Here is a 17,617-nt window from a genome sequence, read left to right as displayed (position 1 = left end):
TCCGCTTCTCGCCGCCATGCGGCTATTACGCGAGGCGCCGACATTGTGCGCATCTTGATGATCTCTTCACCGCCCATGTCTGTCGCATGGGTCCAAGTGCTGCGGTCCTGTCCATCAACCTGAGATACCGAGAAGGGAGCACGACCATGACACCACGCATCCAAGCCATCGACGCCCTTGAGATTCTCGACTCCCGAGGCAACCCGACGCTGCGGGTCAACGTCCATCTGGATAACGGCATCACAGGCACCTCCTCGGTGCCCTCTGGCGCCTCGACCGGTGAGAACGAAGCGGTCGAGCTGCGCGACGGCGACGCCGCCCGCTATGGCGGCAAGGGTGTCTTGAAGGCGCTCGCCAACGTGAACGACACCATCGCTCCGGCCCTTGCTGGATGCGATCCACGCCAGCAGGCGCAGATCGATCAGGCCATGATCGACCTCGACGGTACCGAGAACAAGGCGCGCCTGGGCGCCAACGCGATACTCGGGGTCTCGCAGGCGGTTGCCCGCGCGGCGGCCCAAAGCTGCGGTCTGCCGCTCTATGCCTACCTCGGCGGTGTGGGCGCGGTGCATCTGCCTGTGCCCATGATGAACGTGCTCAACGGCGGTAAGCACGCCGACTCAGGGATGGATTTTCAGGAGTTCATGATCTTCCCTATCGGGGCGCCGAGCTTCGCCGAGGCGCTACGCTACGGTGCCGAGACCTTCCATGCCCTGAAGACGATCCTGGCGGCCAAGGGCTATGCCACGGGGGTCGGTGATGAAGGCGGTTTCGCCCCGCAGGTGAAGAGCAACGACGAAGCCTGCGAGCTGATCGTCGAGGCGATCGTCGCCGCTGGCTACAGACCGGGCGAGGATATCGCCATCGCTTTGGATCCGGCGGCCAGCTCTTTCTACGAGGAGGGGCAATACCGGCTCTCGCGCAGTGGTCAAGGAGACAAGAACGCCGAGGAAATGACCGAGATCTTCAAGGCGTGGGTGAACAAATACCCCATCGTCTCGATCGAGGACGGCCATGCCGAGAACGATTGGGAGGGCTTCAAGGGCATGACCGCCGCCCTCGGCGACAAGATCCAGATCGTCGGCGACGACCTGCTCGTGACCAACACCAAGTTCATTGCGCGCGCCATCGGCGAGCACGCCTGCAATGCGGTCCTCATCAAGCTCAACCAGATCGGTACTGTGACCGAGACCATCGCCGCCATTCAGCTCTGTCGCAACGCCGGTTGGGGGATCGTGATCTCCCATCGTTCGGGCGAGACAGAGGACAGTTTCATGGCGGACTTCGCGGTGGCGATGGGCGGTGGCCAGATCAAGACCGGCTCGGCGTGCCGCTCGGAGCGCATTGCGAAGTACAACCGCCTACTGGAGATCGAGCGGGAACTCGGGGCGGCGGCCCGCTTTGGGCGCTGAGCCTTTCACTACCCGATATGCGTTGTGTTGGGGGCTTGTGGACATGGCTGAGCCCAGACTCGGCCATCGTCGAAAGGGCGGTTGGTGACGCGACGCTTTCCAACGCCTTCCGCCTTCTCAACCGGGTCAGACCCTATGCGTGCGCAACAACGCGATTGCGTCCCTGCTGTTTGGCTTGGTATAGGCCCGTGTCGGCCTGGCTGAGCAGATCCTCAGGCTGGTTGGTGGAATCTGGCGTCAGGGTTGCGACGCCGATGCTGACGGTCACATGCTCGGCCACCGTTGAGTCGCGGTGCTCGATGGCCAGCGCGGCGACCGCCGCGCGCAGCTGTTCGGCCAGCGTGAGTGCTTGCTCGGCGTCGTCCTGCACGATCACGAAGAACTCTTCACCGCCATAACGGGCGACAATATCCGCGCTGCGACGCGCGTGCTCGCACAGTAGGGCCGCGATCGATTGCAAACAGCGATCGCCCATGGGATGCCCATAGCAGTCGTTGTATTGCTTGAAGAAGTCGACATCGATCATCAGCGCCGCGAGCGGCTCGCTATGGCGCCGAGCGCGTCCCCACTCGCGTGCCAGGGCCTGATCGAGATAGCGGCGATTGAACAACTGGGTGAGCGAGTCGCGCATCGCCAGGCGTTCCATTTCGGCATGGGCCTGCTCCAGCGCCTGCGTGCGCTCGGCTACCCGCTGCTCAAGTTCCTGGGTGAGTTGGTGCAGCGCGCGTGTGCGTTCGACCAGGCTGACATGGACGTGGACGCGCGCGATCAGCTCCCCGCGCGAGAAGGGCTTGGGCAGATAGTCATTGCCGCCGACACGGAAACCTTCGAGCAGATCGCGCTCCTGATTGCGCGCGGTCAGGAACAGAATCGGCAACTCGCTCGCCGAGAAGCGCTCGCGCAGCCGCCGACAGACCTCAAAGCCGTTGATGCGCGGCATCATGACGTCAAGCAACACCACGCAGGTCTCGTCGGCATCGGTCTGGCTCATCCAGGTCAATGCCTTTTCGCCATCGGTGGCGGTTTGAACGCGAAAGCCCTGAATGCCGAGCTGGTTGGTCAGCACGCGCAGATTGATGGGATCGTCATCCACGACCAGCACCAACTGATTGTCGCCGCGCCAGGCGTCCATCACAGACGGCGCGGTCTCGGTCTCCTCGGTCTGAGTGGAATCGGCGGCCAGGGCGCTGTCGACCGCATGGGCCTCCTTTCCAGGCGGGCTGTCCTGGTCCGTCACTGAATCCGCCATCGGCAGGGTGAAGTGAAAACAGGCACCGGCACCGGGCTGGGATTCGAGCCGAATGGTTCCGCCCAGTGCATTGACCAGCGAGCGGGTCACCGCCAGTCCGAGGCCGGTGCCACCATGCGCGCGACCGGCACCGCTGTCGAGCTGCTCGAAGGAGGCGAAGATCGCCTCGTGCTGCGATGGCGCAATACCGGGGCCAGTGTCGCAAACGCTCACGGCGATCAGTCCATCGTCATCGATGCCGGCACACAGCTGCACCCAGCCCTGATCGGTGAACTTGATGGCATTGCCGACCAGGTTATAGAGAATCTGCTGGAGCCGATTTTCATCGGCCCATGCCGGCGGTAGTCCCGGCGGCACCCTGTTGATCAGCTCAAGTCCCTTCGGTTCGGCCAGATTGGCCACCAGTTGCAGCACCAGATCGCAAACCGAGCGCAGGTCGACCGCAGTCAGATTCAGCACCAGCGCATGGTGGCGCAGGCGGGAGAAATCCAGAATGTCGTTGACCAGGGTCGCCAGGCGCCGCCCGGAGGCGACGATCAGACGCAGATTGTCGTCCACTGCCTGGGTGAGCGGGCCGGCGGCACCGCCGCGCAGACTCTCGGCGAGACCGATAATGCCGTGCAGTGGGGTGCGCAGTTCATGCGAGGTGTTGGCCAGAAAGTCGTCTTTCAGTCTGTCGGCCTGGCGCAGACTATCGATGGCCAACTGCTTGCTGGCCAGGGCTTCCTGTTGCGCGCGGTCCTTGTCCTGCTGCGAGGTTTCGAGGTTGGCGGCCATGTGGTTGAACACCGACGCCAGATGGGCCAGTTCGTCGTGCCCGCGTACCGGAACCCGCGCGCGCAGATCGCCGGCACCGATCGCTGCGGCACCGCGCTCAAGCCGTTGCACCGGCAGCAACACCAGCACATGCAAGACCACAAGCAAGAGCGCGGAAGACAGGAGCAGGGTCACCATCGCGATCACCGCGACGTTTTGCCCCAGTGCGGCGCTGGCGGTGTCGAGTTCGTCCTCTGGTAAGAGCGCAATCTGCGACAGGTTGTCGGTGAGTTTCCGCGCTCGTACAAGCATTCGCTGGCCCTTGTGCTTGGCTTGCCGCGCGCTGTGCGTTGAGGCGGCGGCCTGGACCGCATCGCGCAACTCGGCTTCGAGCCGCGAATCCGCAGATGCCGACTCATCGGCAAACAAGCGTCGTGCCTGGGCATCGACGAACAGAATCCGCCCGGCTCGTCCAAAGTGGCTATTTTCCGCCTGTCGGCGCAGATGCTCGGGTGAAATGACTAACAGCAGATATCCGCGCAACGACGGCTTGGCAATGCTGTTGTCTTCAAACGTGGGATCGACGAACACCAGCTTGTGCCCGACTAACAACAGGGGATCGCCCTTCTCATTGCGCACATAGCGCGCCAGTGCGTCCGCGTCGCTTGCTTTCAGTTCGGCGAGATAGGCGTCCAGGCCAAGCAGCGCCGAGTCATCGGTATGTTCATCGGACAGGTAACGCGCAAGCTCCTGACCGTCCGGATCGACCAGGCGAATATCGCCATAGTCGCCGTAGGCGTCGTGATAACTCGCAAACAGATTCAGCAGCGGCAGCAACAGAAAATTGACGCGCTCGTCCTCGGGTGCGAACAGATAGCGCTTGAGCAAACTGGAACCGGCAAAGAGCTTGGCATTGGCCAACGCCGAGCGCCGGTGGGTCTCTTCGCTCAGCGCCACTTGCTCAAGCAGGGTATCCATCTCGCGCAGCAGCGTGGTCTGGGCATTGGTGCGCAAACGGTCGTAGGCCAGCCACCCAAGCCCCAGCAAGGGGCCGATGACCAATGGCAACAGGAACAGCAGCAGCTTGGCGCGCAGGGACATCAGTTTCATGGGTGCGGGCGGTGGCACGGCTAGTTGATCAGTTGCGCCCAGATGCTGATCATCTGGTGCTGGACCTCCGTCGGGAGCGGCTTTTGCACCTCGCTGCGCTCAAGCACCTCGGTTGGCGGGTAGATGACGGGATTGTTCAGAAAGTCATCCGGCAATAGGGCATTGGCCGCTAGATTGGTGGTCGCGAACCGAAGGCTCTCCGCGCAGGCCGCCGCATGTGCAGGCGTATGCAGCCAGTTGATGAAGGCGTTGGCCAGTTCAGGATCGCGCGCCTTGGCCGTGATGACGAGGTAGTCGATCATCAGCTCGCCGCCCTCTTCGGGAACCCTGTAGCGAATCGCCGGATTGCGCTCCATCAATAGCAGCGCATCGCCATTCCAGGTCTGGCCGATCCAAGTCTCGCCGGAGACAATGCCCGAGTTGGCATCGGTCTTGAAGTAGCCGTAATTCTGTACGAAGGGCTTCTGGGCGCGCAGTAGCCGGGCGGCGTCCTCTATTTCGGCCGGCTCGGTCGAGTTGAAGGAGTACCCCAGTGATTTCAGCGCCATGCCGAAGGCAACACGGTACTGATTGAGCACCATCATGTGGCCCTTCCAGGCTTTCTTGGGCACGTAGTACTGGCCCCAGCGACGCAGCGGCTCGTCGACCAGATCCGAGCGCCATATCAGTCCGGTCGTGCCCCAGAGATAGGGCACGGCATAGTCATCCACGCCCTCGAAGCCGTCGATCCAGCGCCGGTCGACATGGACGAGATTGGGGATTGCGGACTTGTCGAGCGGTTGCAGCCAGCCATGCTGGATGTAGGGCGGCAGATCGGCAGCAGTCACCGTCAGCACGTCGAAGCCCTTGCCCTTGTTGCGCATCAGGGTTTCGTCACGCTCATCGGCGGACTGAAAATAGCGCTGCACCACGCGCGCGTTATATGTGCGTTCGAACGCCTTAACGACGTCCTGATCCACATAGGCCGTCCAGTTGTAGAACACCAGTTCGCGTGGTGGTGCTGTTTCCTCGGCCGAGTCTGGAGTGCCCTGACCCTCGGCTTGGTCCGGCTGCGCCAGGCCGTTGGAGGCCGGCCAGAGCATCGTCAGGAGGCCGAGCAGACAGAGTTCCGGCCAGCTCGCCAAAGCGCCCCACGACCCTCGGGACAGCTTGAGCCAGGATAGACCGACTCGGATTGATGCTGGATTCACAACAGTCCTCCAGGGCTCGACACCGCTTCGGCGACGAAGAATTCATCCGAAAACGTTCGCGAAAACATACAGCGTTTTGACGTGCTGGATCGGATGTGTAATGGGTCTAATCTTGGTAAGGTTTGCGCTGTTATTCTAGCGTCCAGTCGCCGCTTGCGCGCTCACTCCGATCAAGGATCCTCCGCTCGATGAACGCACCTCAAAGCCAGACCCTCGCCGCTCGCTGCTTCATGGACCGCCGGATGCGACTCCAGGATCTGACGGACGTGCTGGGCTAGCGCAGCGATGGCGGCACCCTGGACGGTCGAGCAGGTCAACGGCATGGCGCCCGACACCGCGTCCATCGGCGCGGGTCGCAAGCTGGCGAGCGCCGCCAAGTGGCAGAGGCTCGGCCAGACGGATCGGCTGATCTGGGGCGAGATCAAGGGCAGCGGAAGCACGCCTTACCAGACCTGCATCGACACCGCCGGCCCGGCCTTCAAGTGCTCCTGTCCGAGCCGCAAGTTCCCCTGCAAGCACAGTCTGGGGCTTGCCCTGGTCCATGCCGCGTCCGCCTCGGCCTTCGCCACGGATGCCCCGCCCCAGTGGGTCGCCGAATGGCTGGACAAGCGCGAGGCGCGCTCGGAGCGTGAGGCGCGACGCCAGACCAAGACGACCGAGCCGCTCGACCCGGCCACCGAGCAGCGCCGCGCCGCCGCGCAAGAAAAGCGCCGCGAGCAGCGCGAGGAGAAGATGCAGGCGGGTGTCGAGGAGCTGCAGCGCTGGCTCGCCGATACCCTGCGCCAGGGCCTGGCTCGCGCCATGGAACAGCATCAGCCCTGGGATCACATGACGGCACGTCTGGTCGATGCGCAGATCCCGGGCTTGGCGCGCTGGCTCCGCCGCTGCCAGGATGCGCGCTATGGCTCCGAGCAGTGGCAGGGCACCGCCTTGCAGGCCTTGTCGCGTCTCCAGTTGATTCTGGACGCCTATCAGCGCCGCGAGACGCTGCCGGAGCCGGTCCGGGCGGATCTGTACGAGCTGCTTGGCGTCACCCAAGGCAAGGAGAGGATCCTGGCCCAGCCTGGCGTCGCCGATACCTGGCGGGTCATGGGCAAGTGGACCAGCGACGCGGATCGTCTCCAGGTCCAGCGCACCTGGCTGCGCGGCGAGCGGACTCGACGCTGGGCGCTGCTGCTGGATTTCGCGGTTGCGAACGCCGTGCTGCCGATCACCCCGGAGGAGGGCGCCGGCATCGAGGGCGAGCTGGCCTTTTATCCGGCGACCTGGCCCGTTCGCGCGCTCCTGAAGACGCAGCAGGGGATCGAACCGGCGCAGCCGAACACCTTGATGGCCGCATGCGACGGGCTCGACGGACTCTACCGCACCTATGCCGAGCGTCTGGCCGCGACCCCCTGGCTAGAGCGGATTCCGGCCGCTCTGCATGACCTGACCCCGATCAAGGTGAACGACCACTGGCTGCTGATCGACGCGGAGCGCCGACAGATCCCGCTCGCGCGTCAGTTCCCGTTGCGCTGGGAGCTGCTGGCCATGGGCGGCGGCGAACCGGTGCAGCTGTTCGGTGAGTGGGATGGAGATGTCTTCTTTCCGCTGACCATCGCGGACGGTGCGCGTCTTCAGGGCTTTTATGCACTGCACATGGAGCTTTCGTGATGGAGCTCTGGAACGACCTCACGCGCACCGCGCTGCTCGGCACGGAGCGCGGTACCCGGACCTGGGACGCGCCCGATGTGCTCGGGACGGTTCTGTCCAGGCTGCAAGTCCAAGAAACGGACGCCCCGGTCCAGCTGCTGCGCTGTTCGGCGGTCGTGGGCAATTTTGCGCAAGCCGGGCGATTGCCGGCTCGGCTCGCATCGGCAGCGCCATCGCCGGCCGAGCCGGATCCACGACCCGCCCTCGGCAGCACCCGGCATCTGCGACTCCTGCTCCAGGACGATCGGCTCAAGTCGCTGTTTCCCGAATGGCTGGCGCTGATCGCCGAGCATGGGCTGCGTGCCCCGGAGGCCAGCATTCCGACGCTCCTGGGACTGGCCTCGCGGAGTCCCGATCTGCGGCGGGCCATCATGGCCGTCATCGGCTCGAAGGGCCTGTGGCTGGCGGGACAGAGCCCGGAGTGGGAATCCCTGCTGAGCGTCGCGGATCTCGGGCGGCTCGACGCGGCGCTGTGGGAGACCGGCACACCGGAGCAGCGACTGGCCTATCTGGCCCAGACGCGCCGCGAGGATCCCGCACAGGCCGTCGAGCTGCTGGCCGCCGTCTGGTCGCAAGAAGGTGCCCGTGAGCGACGCAAGCTGCTGGGGGTCTTGAGTGATGCACCCGGATCGGCGGATGTGGCCTTCCTGGAGTCCGCCCTCGCGGATCGCAGCAAGGACGTGCGCGGCGATGCGGCTGGACTCCTGGCCCGGATACCCGGCTCGACGGTTCAGACACGTGCGGTGGAGCTGCTGGATGGCTGGCTCGGGTTCGAGTCCAAGGCCGGACTGATGGGGACGCTCAAAGGCCGCAAGGGGCAGCTGAGCGTCACCCTGCCTGAGGACTGGGACAGCGCCTGGACCACGATCGGCATCCACGAGAAACCACCTAAAGGGATGGGACGAAAGGCCTGGTGGCTGGAGCAGCTGCTGGGTCTGGTCGACCCCGACCATTGGGTCGAACGCTGGCAGCTCTCACCCCCCGAGATCCTCCGCATGGTCGAGGGGCACGAGTGGCAGGGCACGCTGCTGGCGGGCTGGCGGCGCGCCACCCGGCATTTCAGCAATGGCGCATGGGCGCGCGCGCTGATCGCGGGAACAGTCGACTCCGACTCCGAGGCCGCGCTCTGGGCGATCCTGAGTCCCTCGGAGCAGGAGGACGCGCTGACCCAGTCCCTCGCCATGCCGAGCAAGGGCGAGCCGTTCAAGCGGGCCTTCGATCGTCTCGGTCATCTGGGGCACCGTTGGAGCCCGTCCTTTTCGTCGGTCGTGCTCCAGGCCTGTCTCAAGCTGTTCCGCGAGCAGACGCCGGACGCCAACTATGCCCGCTACGCCATCCTCCGTCAGGTTGCGGCACATCTCGATCCGGGCGGATATCCGGTCATGGAGCAGGGCCTGGGGCCGTACCTTCAGACGTCCTCCCCGTGGCAGAAGATCGCGACCGAGATGCTGGACACCCTGAGGTTTCGCAACGACATGATCCAAGCCATCGAATCCGCGCGCATCGAATCAGACCAACGAGGTACGCCTTGAGCACCCAAAGCCCCAACGAAGCCATCCTGCGCCAGCACGCCGAGCAGGAGTTCGCCCACGAGATCGAGGCGCTCAAGGCGGTCGACGAGCATCCCAGGCCGCCCAACTGGACGCTCTCGCCCTGGGCCGTGCGCACCTACCTCATGGGCGGCACGCTGAGCAATGGGGTCGAGATCAGCCCCAAGTACATCGGCCAGGCCCGGCTGATGGAGATCGCCATCTCCACGCTGGCGACCGATCGTGCCCTCTTGCTCTATGGGCTCCCGGGAACCGCCAAGTCCTGGGTCTCCGAGCACTTGGCCGCGGCGATCTCGGGCGATTCCACCCTGGTGGTTCAGGGCACGGCGGGTATCGGCGAGGAGGCGCTGCGCTACGGCTGGAACTATGCGCGACTGATTGCGGACGGTCCGTCGCGGGCCGCGCTGGTGCCGAGTCCGGTCATGCACGCCCTCGAGCACGGCGCCCTGGTCCGGGTCGAGGAGCTGACCCGCGTCCCGGCGGACGTGCAGGATAGCCTCATCACCATCCTGTCTGAAAAGACGCTCCCCGTGCCGGAACTCAATACAGAGGTCCAGGCACGCAAGGGCTTCAACGTCATCGCCACCGCCAACAACCGCGACAAGGGCGTCAACGAGCTGTCGAGCGCCTTGAAGCGCCGCTTCAATACCGTGGTGCTGCCGGTGCCGGCGACCCTGGAGGAAGAGACCGAGATCGTCGAGCAGCGCGTCGAGCGGCTCGGGCGGGCGCTTGAGCTGCCGGCCGAGAAGCCCGCGCTCCAGGAGATCCAGCGCATCGTCAGCGTCTTCCGCGAGCTGCGCCAGGGCATGACCGCCGACGGCAAGACCAAGCTCAAGACGCCCTCCGGCACCCTGAGCACGGCCGAGGCGATCTCCGTCGTCAACAGCGGCATGGCCCTGGCCGCGCATTTCGGCGACGGCCAGATGCGCGCGGGCGACGTGGCCTCCGGGCTGCTCGGCGCGATCGTCAAGGACCCGGTGCAGGACAAGGTCGTCTGGCAGGAGTACCTGGAGACCGTCGTCAAGGAGCGCTCGGACTGGAAGGATCTCTATCGGGCCTGCCGCGAGGTGCTATGAGCACCCATGTCTTCGGTGTCCGCCACCATGGTCCGGGCTCCGCGCGCAGTCTGCTCGACGCCCTTGAGCGTCTGGCGCCCGACATCGTCCTGATCGAAGGCCCGCCGGAAGGCGATGCGTTGGTCGCGCTGGCCAGTCACGCCCAGATGCGCCCACCGGTCGCCATGCTGGTCTATGCGCCGGACGATCCGAGCGACGCCTCCTATTATCCCTTCGCCCGGTTCTCGCCCGAGTGGCAGGCGATCCACTACGCCCTGGGGCGCGACCTCCCGATACGCTTCATGGACCTGCCGCTCGCCAATCGCATTGCGCTTCGGCGACGGGAACGGGAGGAACGTGAGGAGGCTGCCGAGCGTGCCGCACCGGACGCGGACCCCTCGGAGGATGACGGGGCCGAGCCGCCGAGCGCCGAGCCAGCAGAGCCCTGGCGCGGCGATCCAGTCGCGCTGATCGCGCAGGCCGCCGGTTACGAGGACAGCGAGCGCTGGTGGGAGCACATGGTCGAGGAGCGTCGCGACACCGAGTCGCTCTTCGACGGCATCCGCACCGCCATGACCGCGCTGCGCGAGCATGTCGAGGCTGAGCTTGTGCAGGATCCGCCGATCCTGGAGCGCTATCGCGAGGCCGCCATGCGCAAGATCCTGCGCGCGGCCGAGAAGGAGGGCTTTGAGCGCATCGCCGTCGTCTGCGGCGCCTGGCACGTCCCGGCGTTGGAGAAGCGCCCCAAGCAGAGTGAGGACAACCGGCTCCTCAAGGGTCTGCCCAAGGTCAAGGTGACCGCGACCTGGGTTCCCTGGACCTATGGGCGTCTGAGCTACCACAGCGGTTACGGTGCCGGGATCGGGTCGCCCGGCTGGTACGACCACCTCTGGTCCCAGTCCGGCGACGTCGCGACTCCCTGGCTGATCAAGGTCGCCCAGGCGTTTCGGGCCGAGGGGATCGATATCTCCAGCGCCCATGTCATCGAATCCGTACGCCTCGCCGAGACCTTGGCGGCCATGCGTGCTCGGCCCCTGCCGTCGCTCGCCGAGCTCAACGACGCGACCCAGTCCGTCATGCTCTTCGGTGAATCGGCGCCGATGCAGCTCATCCAGGCGCGTCTCATCGTCGGCGAGCGGCTGGGGCAGGTGCCCGACTCGACGCCCTCGACGCCGCTGCAGGAGGATCTGCGCGCCCAGCAGCGGCGTCTGCGGCTCAAGCCGAGCGTGAGCGATCAGTCACTGTTGCTCGATCTGCGCAAGCCGAACGATTTGGCCCGCAGCCATCTCCTGCATCGGCTGAGGCTTCTCGATGTCCCCTGGGGCCGCAACGGCGGACGCGAAGCGGGCAAGGGCACCTTCAAGGAGTCCTGGCGGATCAAGTGGGAGCCGGACTTCGAGGTGGCGCTGATCGAGGCGGGCCGCTGGGGCAACAGCATCGCGCAGGCGGCGACGGCGGCGGTCGTGCAGGAGGCGCATCGGCGCGAGGACATCGGCCAGCTGGCGGCCTTGGCGCGGCAGGCGCTGCTCGCCGACCTGGGCGAGGCCATCGAGCCCGTGATCGAACAGCTCCAGGCCCGAGCGGCGCTCGCCGCCGATGTGCTGGTGCTGATGCAGGCCGTCCCTGAGCTGGCCCGGCTGGCCCGCTACGGGGATGTCCGCAAGACGGCGGTCGAGCGCGTCGACACACTCTTGGACGGCCTCTTGGCGCGCATCTTCATCGGCCTCCCCAATGCCTGCAGCGGCATCAACGAGGAGGCGGCGGAGACCCTATTCGACCACATCCAGGGTGTCCACGAGGGGCTTCAGCTCCTCGACGACACGCGGCTCCAAGCCCAATGGCAGCGCACCCTGAGCCAGCTTGCCGACACCCAGAGTCTGCAGGGCATCATTCGCGGGCGCTGCTGCCGGCTGCTGCTCGATACCGGCGCGATGGACGAGGAGGGCGCCGCACGCCAGCTCGGTCTGGCCTTGTCGAGGGCCAATGAGCCCGGTCAGTCCGCCGCCTGGCTGGACGGCTTTCTGCGTGACAGCGGTCAGCTCCTGATCCACGACCACGCCCTCTGGCAGCTCGTCGACCAATGGGTGTGCCAGCTTCCCGAAGAGACCTTCATGCAGGTCATCCCGCTGCTGCGACGGACCTTTTCCAGCTTCGAGGCCGCCGAGCGGCGTCAGATGGGCGAGCGCGTCAAACGCGGACCCATGGCGCTCGGTTCGACGCACGATCATCTCGGCGAGCTCGACCGCGCGCGAGCGGAGGCGACGCTGCCGCTCTTGTCGCGGCTGCTCGGTCTGGAGGAGGGTGAATGAGTCAAGACGCACGCGAGCGGCGCTGGCGCCTGATCCTGGGCGGCGAGCAATCCGACGGCATCGGGCTGGACCTGCAAGGCGAGGATGTCCGAATCGATCAATGCCTCAACGCTGTCTACGGTCAGGCGGGACGGCGCGGTAGCTTGGCGGGCTCCTCGCCGAACGTGGCCCGCTGGCTGGGCGACATCCGTCAGTATTTCCCGTCCTCGATCGTACAGGTCATGCAGAAGGACGCCATCGAGCGGCTCGGGCTGGAGCAACTCTTGCTGGAGCCCGAGGTGCTGGAGGCGGTCGAGGCCGATGTCCATCTGGTCGCCACCCTCGTGACCCTCAAGCACGTCGTCCCCGCGCGCACCAAGGACACCGCGCGCCAGGTCGTCCGCCGTGTGGTCGAGGATCTGATGCGCCGGCTCGAGCAGCCCATGCGTCAGGCCGTGACCGGCGCGCTCAACCGCTCCGTCCGCAACCGTCGGCCCAGGCTCAAGGAGATCGACTGGCACCGCACCATCAAGGCCAATCTCAAGCACTACCAGCCGGCGCAACGCACCATCGTCCCGGAGGTGCGCATCGGCTTCGGGCGCAAGCGCTCTTCACTGCGCGATGTCGTGCTCTGTGTCGACCAGAGCGGCTCCATGGCCACCTCGGTCGTCTATTCCAGCATCTTCGCGGCCGTCATGGCCTCGTTGCCGGCCTTGAGCACCCGACTGGTGGTGTTCGACACCGCCGTCGTCGACATGAGCGACGCCCTTCAGGACGATCCGGTCGATCTGCTCTTCGGCGTGCAGCTCGGCGGCGGAACCGACATCAACCGGGCGCTCACCTACAGCCAGGGCCTCATTCGACGCCCAAGCGACACGGTCTTCGTCCTCATCAGCGACCTCTACGAAGGCGGCGATCAGACCGAGATGCTCAAGCGCGCCGCCAGCATCAAGGCATCGGGCGTCGAATTCATCACCTTACTGGCCCTGAGCGACGAGGGCGCTCCCTTCTACGATCACCAGATTGCCGGCCAATACGCCGCCATGGGAATCCCGACCTTCGCCTGCACCCCGGATCAGTTTCCGGCGTTGATGGCTGCCGCGATTGGGCATGAGGATGTTAATGCTTGGGCTGCGCGGGAGGAGATTGTGACTACGCGGGGGTGAGGTTGAGTGGTTGGTGAGGGTTGGGGGTGCGAGACGTTGGGCACGATGAGCGAGTGCTTGCGGGAATTCGGTTGAAGGCGTTTGGCTTGGGTTCAGGTCTGTTGACTGTTCATCGCCCGGACAACGCGATGTGTGTTTTGACCAGACGCAGGTTCTCGCCTAAAAATACCTGAATTCATCAATGTGCTTGTGCTCTGACAATAGACGAAGCACAGAAATTCTGGCGATTCAGAGAATAAAGGGATACCGATTTACCAGAGATGTTGGCCCCAACCGAACGGGAGACCGACTTCAAGACGGGCTGGGGCATCGGATGTTGTCGACGTTTAGCGCCTGCGTATTGCGGTCGGCCAGTATTGCAGTAGGCTGCTGTCAGCCTAGCACCGCATATGCGGACGTCAGCCAATTTAACTGTTAGCTGCCTTTGTGCGTAGGAGAAAAATGTGACCTCAGCAGTAAGTTTTTTTGAGCGTGACTTTTCCGGAACCTTGTTTCCGCTTAAGACGAACCTACTGCTCGTTCAGAAGCACAGCGCGGAAATCTCCGACTACATCTATCAGCGCGTCCTGAATGACGCCCACCCAGAGGACAACTTCCTTTCGCAGCAACGCGTTTTTGCCACGAAGCCTCGCGGGCATCTCCGGAGAACTGCAAAATTGGATCCGGTAGCCGAATATTTTCTCTACGACGTCGTGTATCGCAATCGTGGAATATTCCGGCCGGAGGTTAGCGAACTCCGACGAAGTTTCGGATACAGATTCGTAGATGGTCATCACATTCCCGTGCACATTGCGTATGCACGATACAAACAAGAACTGAACGCATGCTCGACTAACTATAGTCACAATATTCAGTTTGATATCGCTTCTTATTTCAACAGCATGTACCACCATGATGTTGCGCACTGGTTCAGTGCAAAAGACAACGTGGCAGCAGTCGATTCAGCAGCGCTTTCTCAGTTCTGCCGTGAAATCAATTCTGGCCGAAGCGTCGACTTCATGCCTCACGGTATCTATCCCGCGAAAATGATTGGGAATGAGTTCCTCAAGTTCGTCGATCTTTACGGCCCGTTGAAGTCTCACAAAATCGTGCGATTCATGGATGATTTCCACCTGTTCGACAATGATCCCGATGTATTGATGAGAGATTTCCAGACCATTCAGAAGCTTCTAGGCCAGGTTGCACTCAATATCAATCCGTCCAAAACGGCCTTTGACAATTCGGTTGGCGATGTCAAGGAAACCCTATCCGAACTACGTGAGTCGTTAAAGGAAATCATCACGGAGTACGAAGAGGTACCCACTGCGTCAGGCGTCGAGCTAGAAGAGACGGATGTCGAGATCGAGAATTCCTTGAGTCCAGAGCAGGTTGACGCCTTGCTCGAACTCCTTCAAAACGAATCCCTGGAAGAATCGGATGCTGATCGAATCTTGAGCTTCCTTCGGATGCACAGTGACAGTTTGCTCGAGTATCTGCCAACGTTGTTCCGAAGATTTCCGAATTTGATCAAGCATATTCATTCAGTATGTTCTGAGGTTGGCGAAAAGGCCGCACTGTCGGAAGTTATCCTGGAATACCTAAAGGAATCTGAAGAATTCTTGGAGTATCAGCTTTTCTGGATTGGTGCTATCGTCGAAGACCATCTTCTTGGTCACGGTTGTTACGGCGACATACTGCTCAGGCTCTATGAGCTAACGCCGAATTTCAAGATTGCCAGAGCTAAAGTGCTTGAGATTCCCGTCCAGGACTTCGGCTTTAAGGAAATTCGTGGCGAATACCTCAAGACAGGGCAGTCAGATTGGCTCTCCTGGTCGTCGGCCGTCGGCTCTCAGAACTTGAAAGTCGATGAGCGAAACTACGTGTTGTCATATTTCGCGAAAGCATCGCCTATGAACTTCCTTGTTTCAGAAGGCGTCAAAAAGTCTATGTAGGTGCAGCGACAGCTAACGAGTGAATCAAGCCGACCCCAAAAGCGCTTGAAGCTTTTCGGGGGTCACGGGGTCACACGGGGTCAGGTCTTGTTTTTTGCGTAATAAGCAAGACCTGACCGTATGCCGTAACATGCTGATTAACTTGCGGATTCAAGTTCCGCCGATGGAGTTGCTCGTACACCATTGTAGTGCCCCGGAGCGGCGTTTGGGTAACCAAGGGTCGTGAGTTTCGTGGGTGCAAAACCGCAGGCCGCAGCGCAAGCGAACCGAGATGTAGCCTCGTCACTCAATCGAAGAAGCCGACCCTGTGGTCAGAAGGGGAAGGCCGCCGCCGGTGGGAAGAGACAACGAGAGCGTCCCGCCGATTCTTCCGGGGTAGCAGGGGTGGCATGTGGTGGAAGTCAATCAGTCCCAGTGCGGGAGACCCGTGGTGGTGGCGGCCCAGAACCGTCAACCGCGTCGTATAAGGCAAGTCCGAAGTCGACGGGGGCCATCACGGGAGTCGGAGGGGCTCATAGTACCGCTTGAGGGCCTGGGACAACATAACCCGGCCCGAGGAAAGGAGCCCTACTTTGTGCATGCAACCAACGCGCGGAGGATCAGGAGATTGCGGCCATGTCGCTAACAACTCCGGAAACGATCAGGACGCTGCAGCGGAAGCTCTACGCCAAGGCCAAGCAAGAGCCGGCGTTCCGCTTCTATGCCTTGTACGACAAGCTCTCTCGGGCGGACATTCTGAGTCATGCCTACGAGCGCGTCCGAGCCAATCGCGGGGCACCCGGAATCGATGGTGTCACGTTCACGGCCATTGAGGCAGGAATCGGGAAAGACGCCTACGTGGCGGCCCTGCGGGAGGAACTGGAACAGAAGACGTACCGCGCGGATGGCGTGCGTCGGGTCTGGATACCCAAGCCGGACGGCAGCGAGCGCCCCTTAGGGATTCCCACGATCCGGGACCGGATCGTCCAGATGGCGTTCAAGCTGGTGGTGGAGCCGATCTTCGAGGCGGACTTCTGCGAACACTCGTATGGATTCCGCCCGCAACGCTCGGCCCATGATGCGATCGATGCGATTGCCGAGGCCCTCTTACGGGGACACACCCAGGTCATTGATGCGGATTTGTCGAAATACTTCGACACGATTCCCCACGCCAAGCTGATGGGCGTGATCGCCGAGCGCCTTGTCGATGGCCCTGTTCTAGGACTCATTCGGCAATGGCTGAAGGCCCCGGTCATTGAGGAAGATGAGCGAGGCCAGCACCGTCCCACGGGTGGGAAAGGGAATCGACGGGGAACCCCGCAGGGTGGCGTTGCGTCGCCTCTGCTGGCAAACCTGTATCTGCATCTCTTGGACCGGATCTGGGTGCGGCACGACTTGGAGCGTCGACTCGGTGCACGGCTGGTGCGCTATGCCGACGATGCGGTGATCCTCTGTCGCCACAGCACCGAGAAGCCCATGGCCGTCTTCACGGCGGTCCTCGAGAAGTTGGACCTTACGCTCAACGTGCAGAAAACCCATGTGGTCGATGCGCGCGCCGACGGGTTCGAGTTTCTGGGGTTTCGGATTGCCTGGCGAACGAGTCGTCGCAGCGGCAAAGGCTATCCGCACGTCGAGCCATCGAAACGCGCCGAGCAGCGCATCAGGGACCGGGTTAAGGAACTGACGGCGCGTCGCCGAACCCCGGTGGCGCTCAGGGACATGATCGGGGAGGTCAATCAAGCCCTCAGGGGCTGGTCAGGCTACTTCCACTACCGCAACTGCTCAAAGGTTCTTGGTCGGGTCAAAACGCATGCCGAGGAGCGGATACGTACGCAACTGCGTCGCCGCCACAAGCTCCAGAGCCGGGCGCAAGGATACATCCGGTTCTCCAACGCGCATCTCTACGACCACCTTGGACTGTTCAAAGTCCCAACCACCGCAGGCTGGACATCGGCGCATGCCTCGGCGTGAAGCACATCGGAAAGCCGTGTACGGGAAAACCGTATGCACGGATTGATGAGGGAGGGCTGGTCTCCTGTGCCTATGATTCGGCTAGTGAGGCACCGCCAAACGAAAGGGGCGGCAACAGATAGGCCGGGTCTACGGGTGCGGGATGCCTGCTCTCTACTCTATACCTAGCGAATGCAGGATTTCGGTTCTCAATTACCGATAATCTGGAAGTTCTCAGCAAGCAGCGTGCGCAGTTGGGGCGCATAGAGATCCAGCTCCGCAAAAAACT

10 protein-coding genes are annotated in these 17,617 nt (G+C 63.1%); 8 read left to right on the top strand and 2 right to left on the bottom strand.

What is annotated here, in order from left to right:
- Window positions 1-146 precede the first annotated feature (146 nt).
- Window positions 147-1,412 (top strand): phosphopyruvate hydratase, encoded by a 1,266-nt coding sequence (gene eno, locus THIDRDRAFT_RS04400; protein ID WP_007039602.1) that lies wholly within the window; start codon window positions 147-149, stop codon window positions 1,410-1,412.
- Window positions 1,413-1,545: 133 nt separating this feature from the next.
- Here the strand turns inward: eno and THIDRDRAFT_RS04395 are convergent, their stop codons facing one another.
- The gene (locus THIDRDRAFT_RS04395) at window positions 1,546-4,527 is read right to left on the bottom strand and encodes a diguanylate cyclase (protein WP_007039601.1); all 2,982 of its coding nucleotides are present in this window, start codon (window positions 4,525-4,527) and stop codon (window positions 1,546-1,548) included.
- Window positions 4,528-4,547: 20 nt separating this feature from the next.
- Complete coding sequence (locus tag THIDRDRAFT_RS04390; protein WP_007039600.1) at window positions 4,548-5,717, bottom strand: polyamine ABC transporter substrate-binding protein; 1,170 nt, start codon at window positions 5,715-5,717, stop codon at window positions 4,548-4,550.
- 285 nt (window positions 5,718-6,002) lie between these two features.
- Between THIDRDRAFT_RS04390 and THIDRDRAFT_RS04385 the strand changes: the two genes are divergently transcribed.
- The 7 genes from THIDRDRAFT_RS04385 (at window position 6,003) to ltrA (ending at window position 17,349) form a co-directional block, all read left to right on the top strand.
- Window positions 6,003-7,370: a coiled-coil domain-containing protein gene (locus THIDRDRAFT_RS04385; protein WP_007039599.1), complete on the top strand. Its 1,368-nt coding sequence runs from the start codon at window positions 6,003-6,005 to the stop codon at window positions 7,368-7,370.
- The gene (locus THIDRDRAFT_RS04380) at window positions 7,370-8,941 is read left to right on the top strand and encodes a DUF5691 domain-containing protein (RefSeq protein WP_007039598.1); all 1,572 of its coding nucleotides are present in this window, start codon (window positions 7,370-7,372) and stop codon (window positions 8,939-8,941) included. The genes THIDRDRAFT_RS04385 and THIDRDRAFT_RS04380 overlap by 1 nt, the downstream gene beginning before the upstream one ends.
- On the top strand, window positions 8,938-10,035 hold the full coding sequence (locus tag THIDRDRAFT_RS04375; RefSeq protein ID WP_007039597.1) for an ATP-binding protein: 1,098 nt from the start codon (window positions 8,938-8,940) through the stop codon (window positions 10,033-10,035). Before THIDRDRAFT_RS04380 ends, THIDRDRAFT_RS04375 begins: the two co-directional genes overlap by 4 nt.
- Window positions 10,032-12,323, top strand: coding sequence for a DUF5682 family protein (locus tag THIDRDRAFT_RS04370; RefSeq protein ID WP_007039596.1), 2,292 nt, complete (start codon window positions 10,032-10,034; stop codon window positions 12,321-12,323). The genes THIDRDRAFT_RS04375 and THIDRDRAFT_RS04370 overlap by 4 nt, the downstream gene beginning before the upstream one ends.
- Window positions 12,320-13,468, top strand: a complete 1,149-nt coding sequence (locus THIDRDRAFT_RS04365) for a VWA domain-containing protein (RefSeq protein ID WP_007039595.1) — start codon at window positions 12,320-12,322, stop codon at window positions 13,466-13,468. Before THIDRDRAFT_RS04370 ends, THIDRDRAFT_RS04365 begins: the two co-directional genes overlap by 4 nt.
- 443 nt (window positions 13,469-13,911) lie before the next feature.
- Window positions 13,912-15,399, top strand: coding sequence for an antiviral reverse transcriptase Drt5 (gene drt5 / locus THIDRDRAFT_RS04360; RefSeq protein WP_007039594.1), 1,488 nt, complete (start codon window positions 13,912-13,914; stop codon window positions 15,397-15,399).
- Window positions 15,400-16,014: 615 nt separating this feature from the next.
- Window positions 16,015-17,349: a group II intron reverse transcriptase/maturase gene (gene ltrA / locus THIDRDRAFT_RS04355; RefSeq protein WP_007039593.1), complete on the top strand. Its 1,335-nt coding sequence runs from the start codon at window positions 16,015-16,017 to the stop codon at window positions 17,347-17,349.
- The last annotated feature ends 268 nt before the right edge of the window (window positions 17,350-17,617 follow it).

The organism is Thiorhodococcus drewsii AZ1 (genome assembly GCF_000224065.1).
In the GTDB taxonomy this organism is placed as follows: domain Bacteria; phylum Pseudomonadota; class Gammaproteobacteria; order Chromatiales; family Chromatiaceae; genus Imhoffiella; species Imhoffiella drewsii.
The sequence above is the reverse complement of the archived record's forward strand: the minus strand, read 5'-3'. Positions and strand labels throughout refer to the sequence as shown.

Bases quoted from the DNA above. Each gene is read 5' to 3' on its own strand.
- THIDRDRAFT_RS04365 (WP_007039595.1), top strand. From the start codon at position 12,320: ATGAGTCAAGACGCACGCGAGCGGCGCTGGCGCCTGATCCTGGGCGGC.
- THIDRDRAFT_RS04370 (WP_007039596.1), top strand. From the start codon at position 10,032: ATGAGCACCCATGTCTTCGGTGTCCGCCACCATGGTCCGGGCTCCGCG.
- THIDRDRAFT_RS04385 (WP_007039599.1), top strand. From the start codon at position 6,003: ATGGCGGCACCCTGGACGGTCGAGCAGGTCAACGGCATGGCGCCCGAC.
- eno (WP_007039602.1), top strand. From the start codon at position 147: ATGACACCACGCATCCAAGCCATCGACGCCCTTGAGATTCTCGACTCC.
- THIDRDRAFT_RS04380 (WP_007039598.1), top strand. From the start codon at position 7,370: ATGGAGCTCTGGAACGACCTCACGCGCACCGCGCTGCTCGGCACGGAG.
- ltrA (WP_007039593.1), top strand. From the start codon at position 16,015: ATGTCGCTAACAACTCCGGAAACGATCAGGACGCTGCAGCGGAAGCTC.
- THIDRDRAFT_RS04395 (WP_007039601.1), bottom strand. From the start codon at position 4,527: ATGAAACTGATGTCCCTGCGCGCCAAGCTGCTGCTGTTCCTGTTGCCA.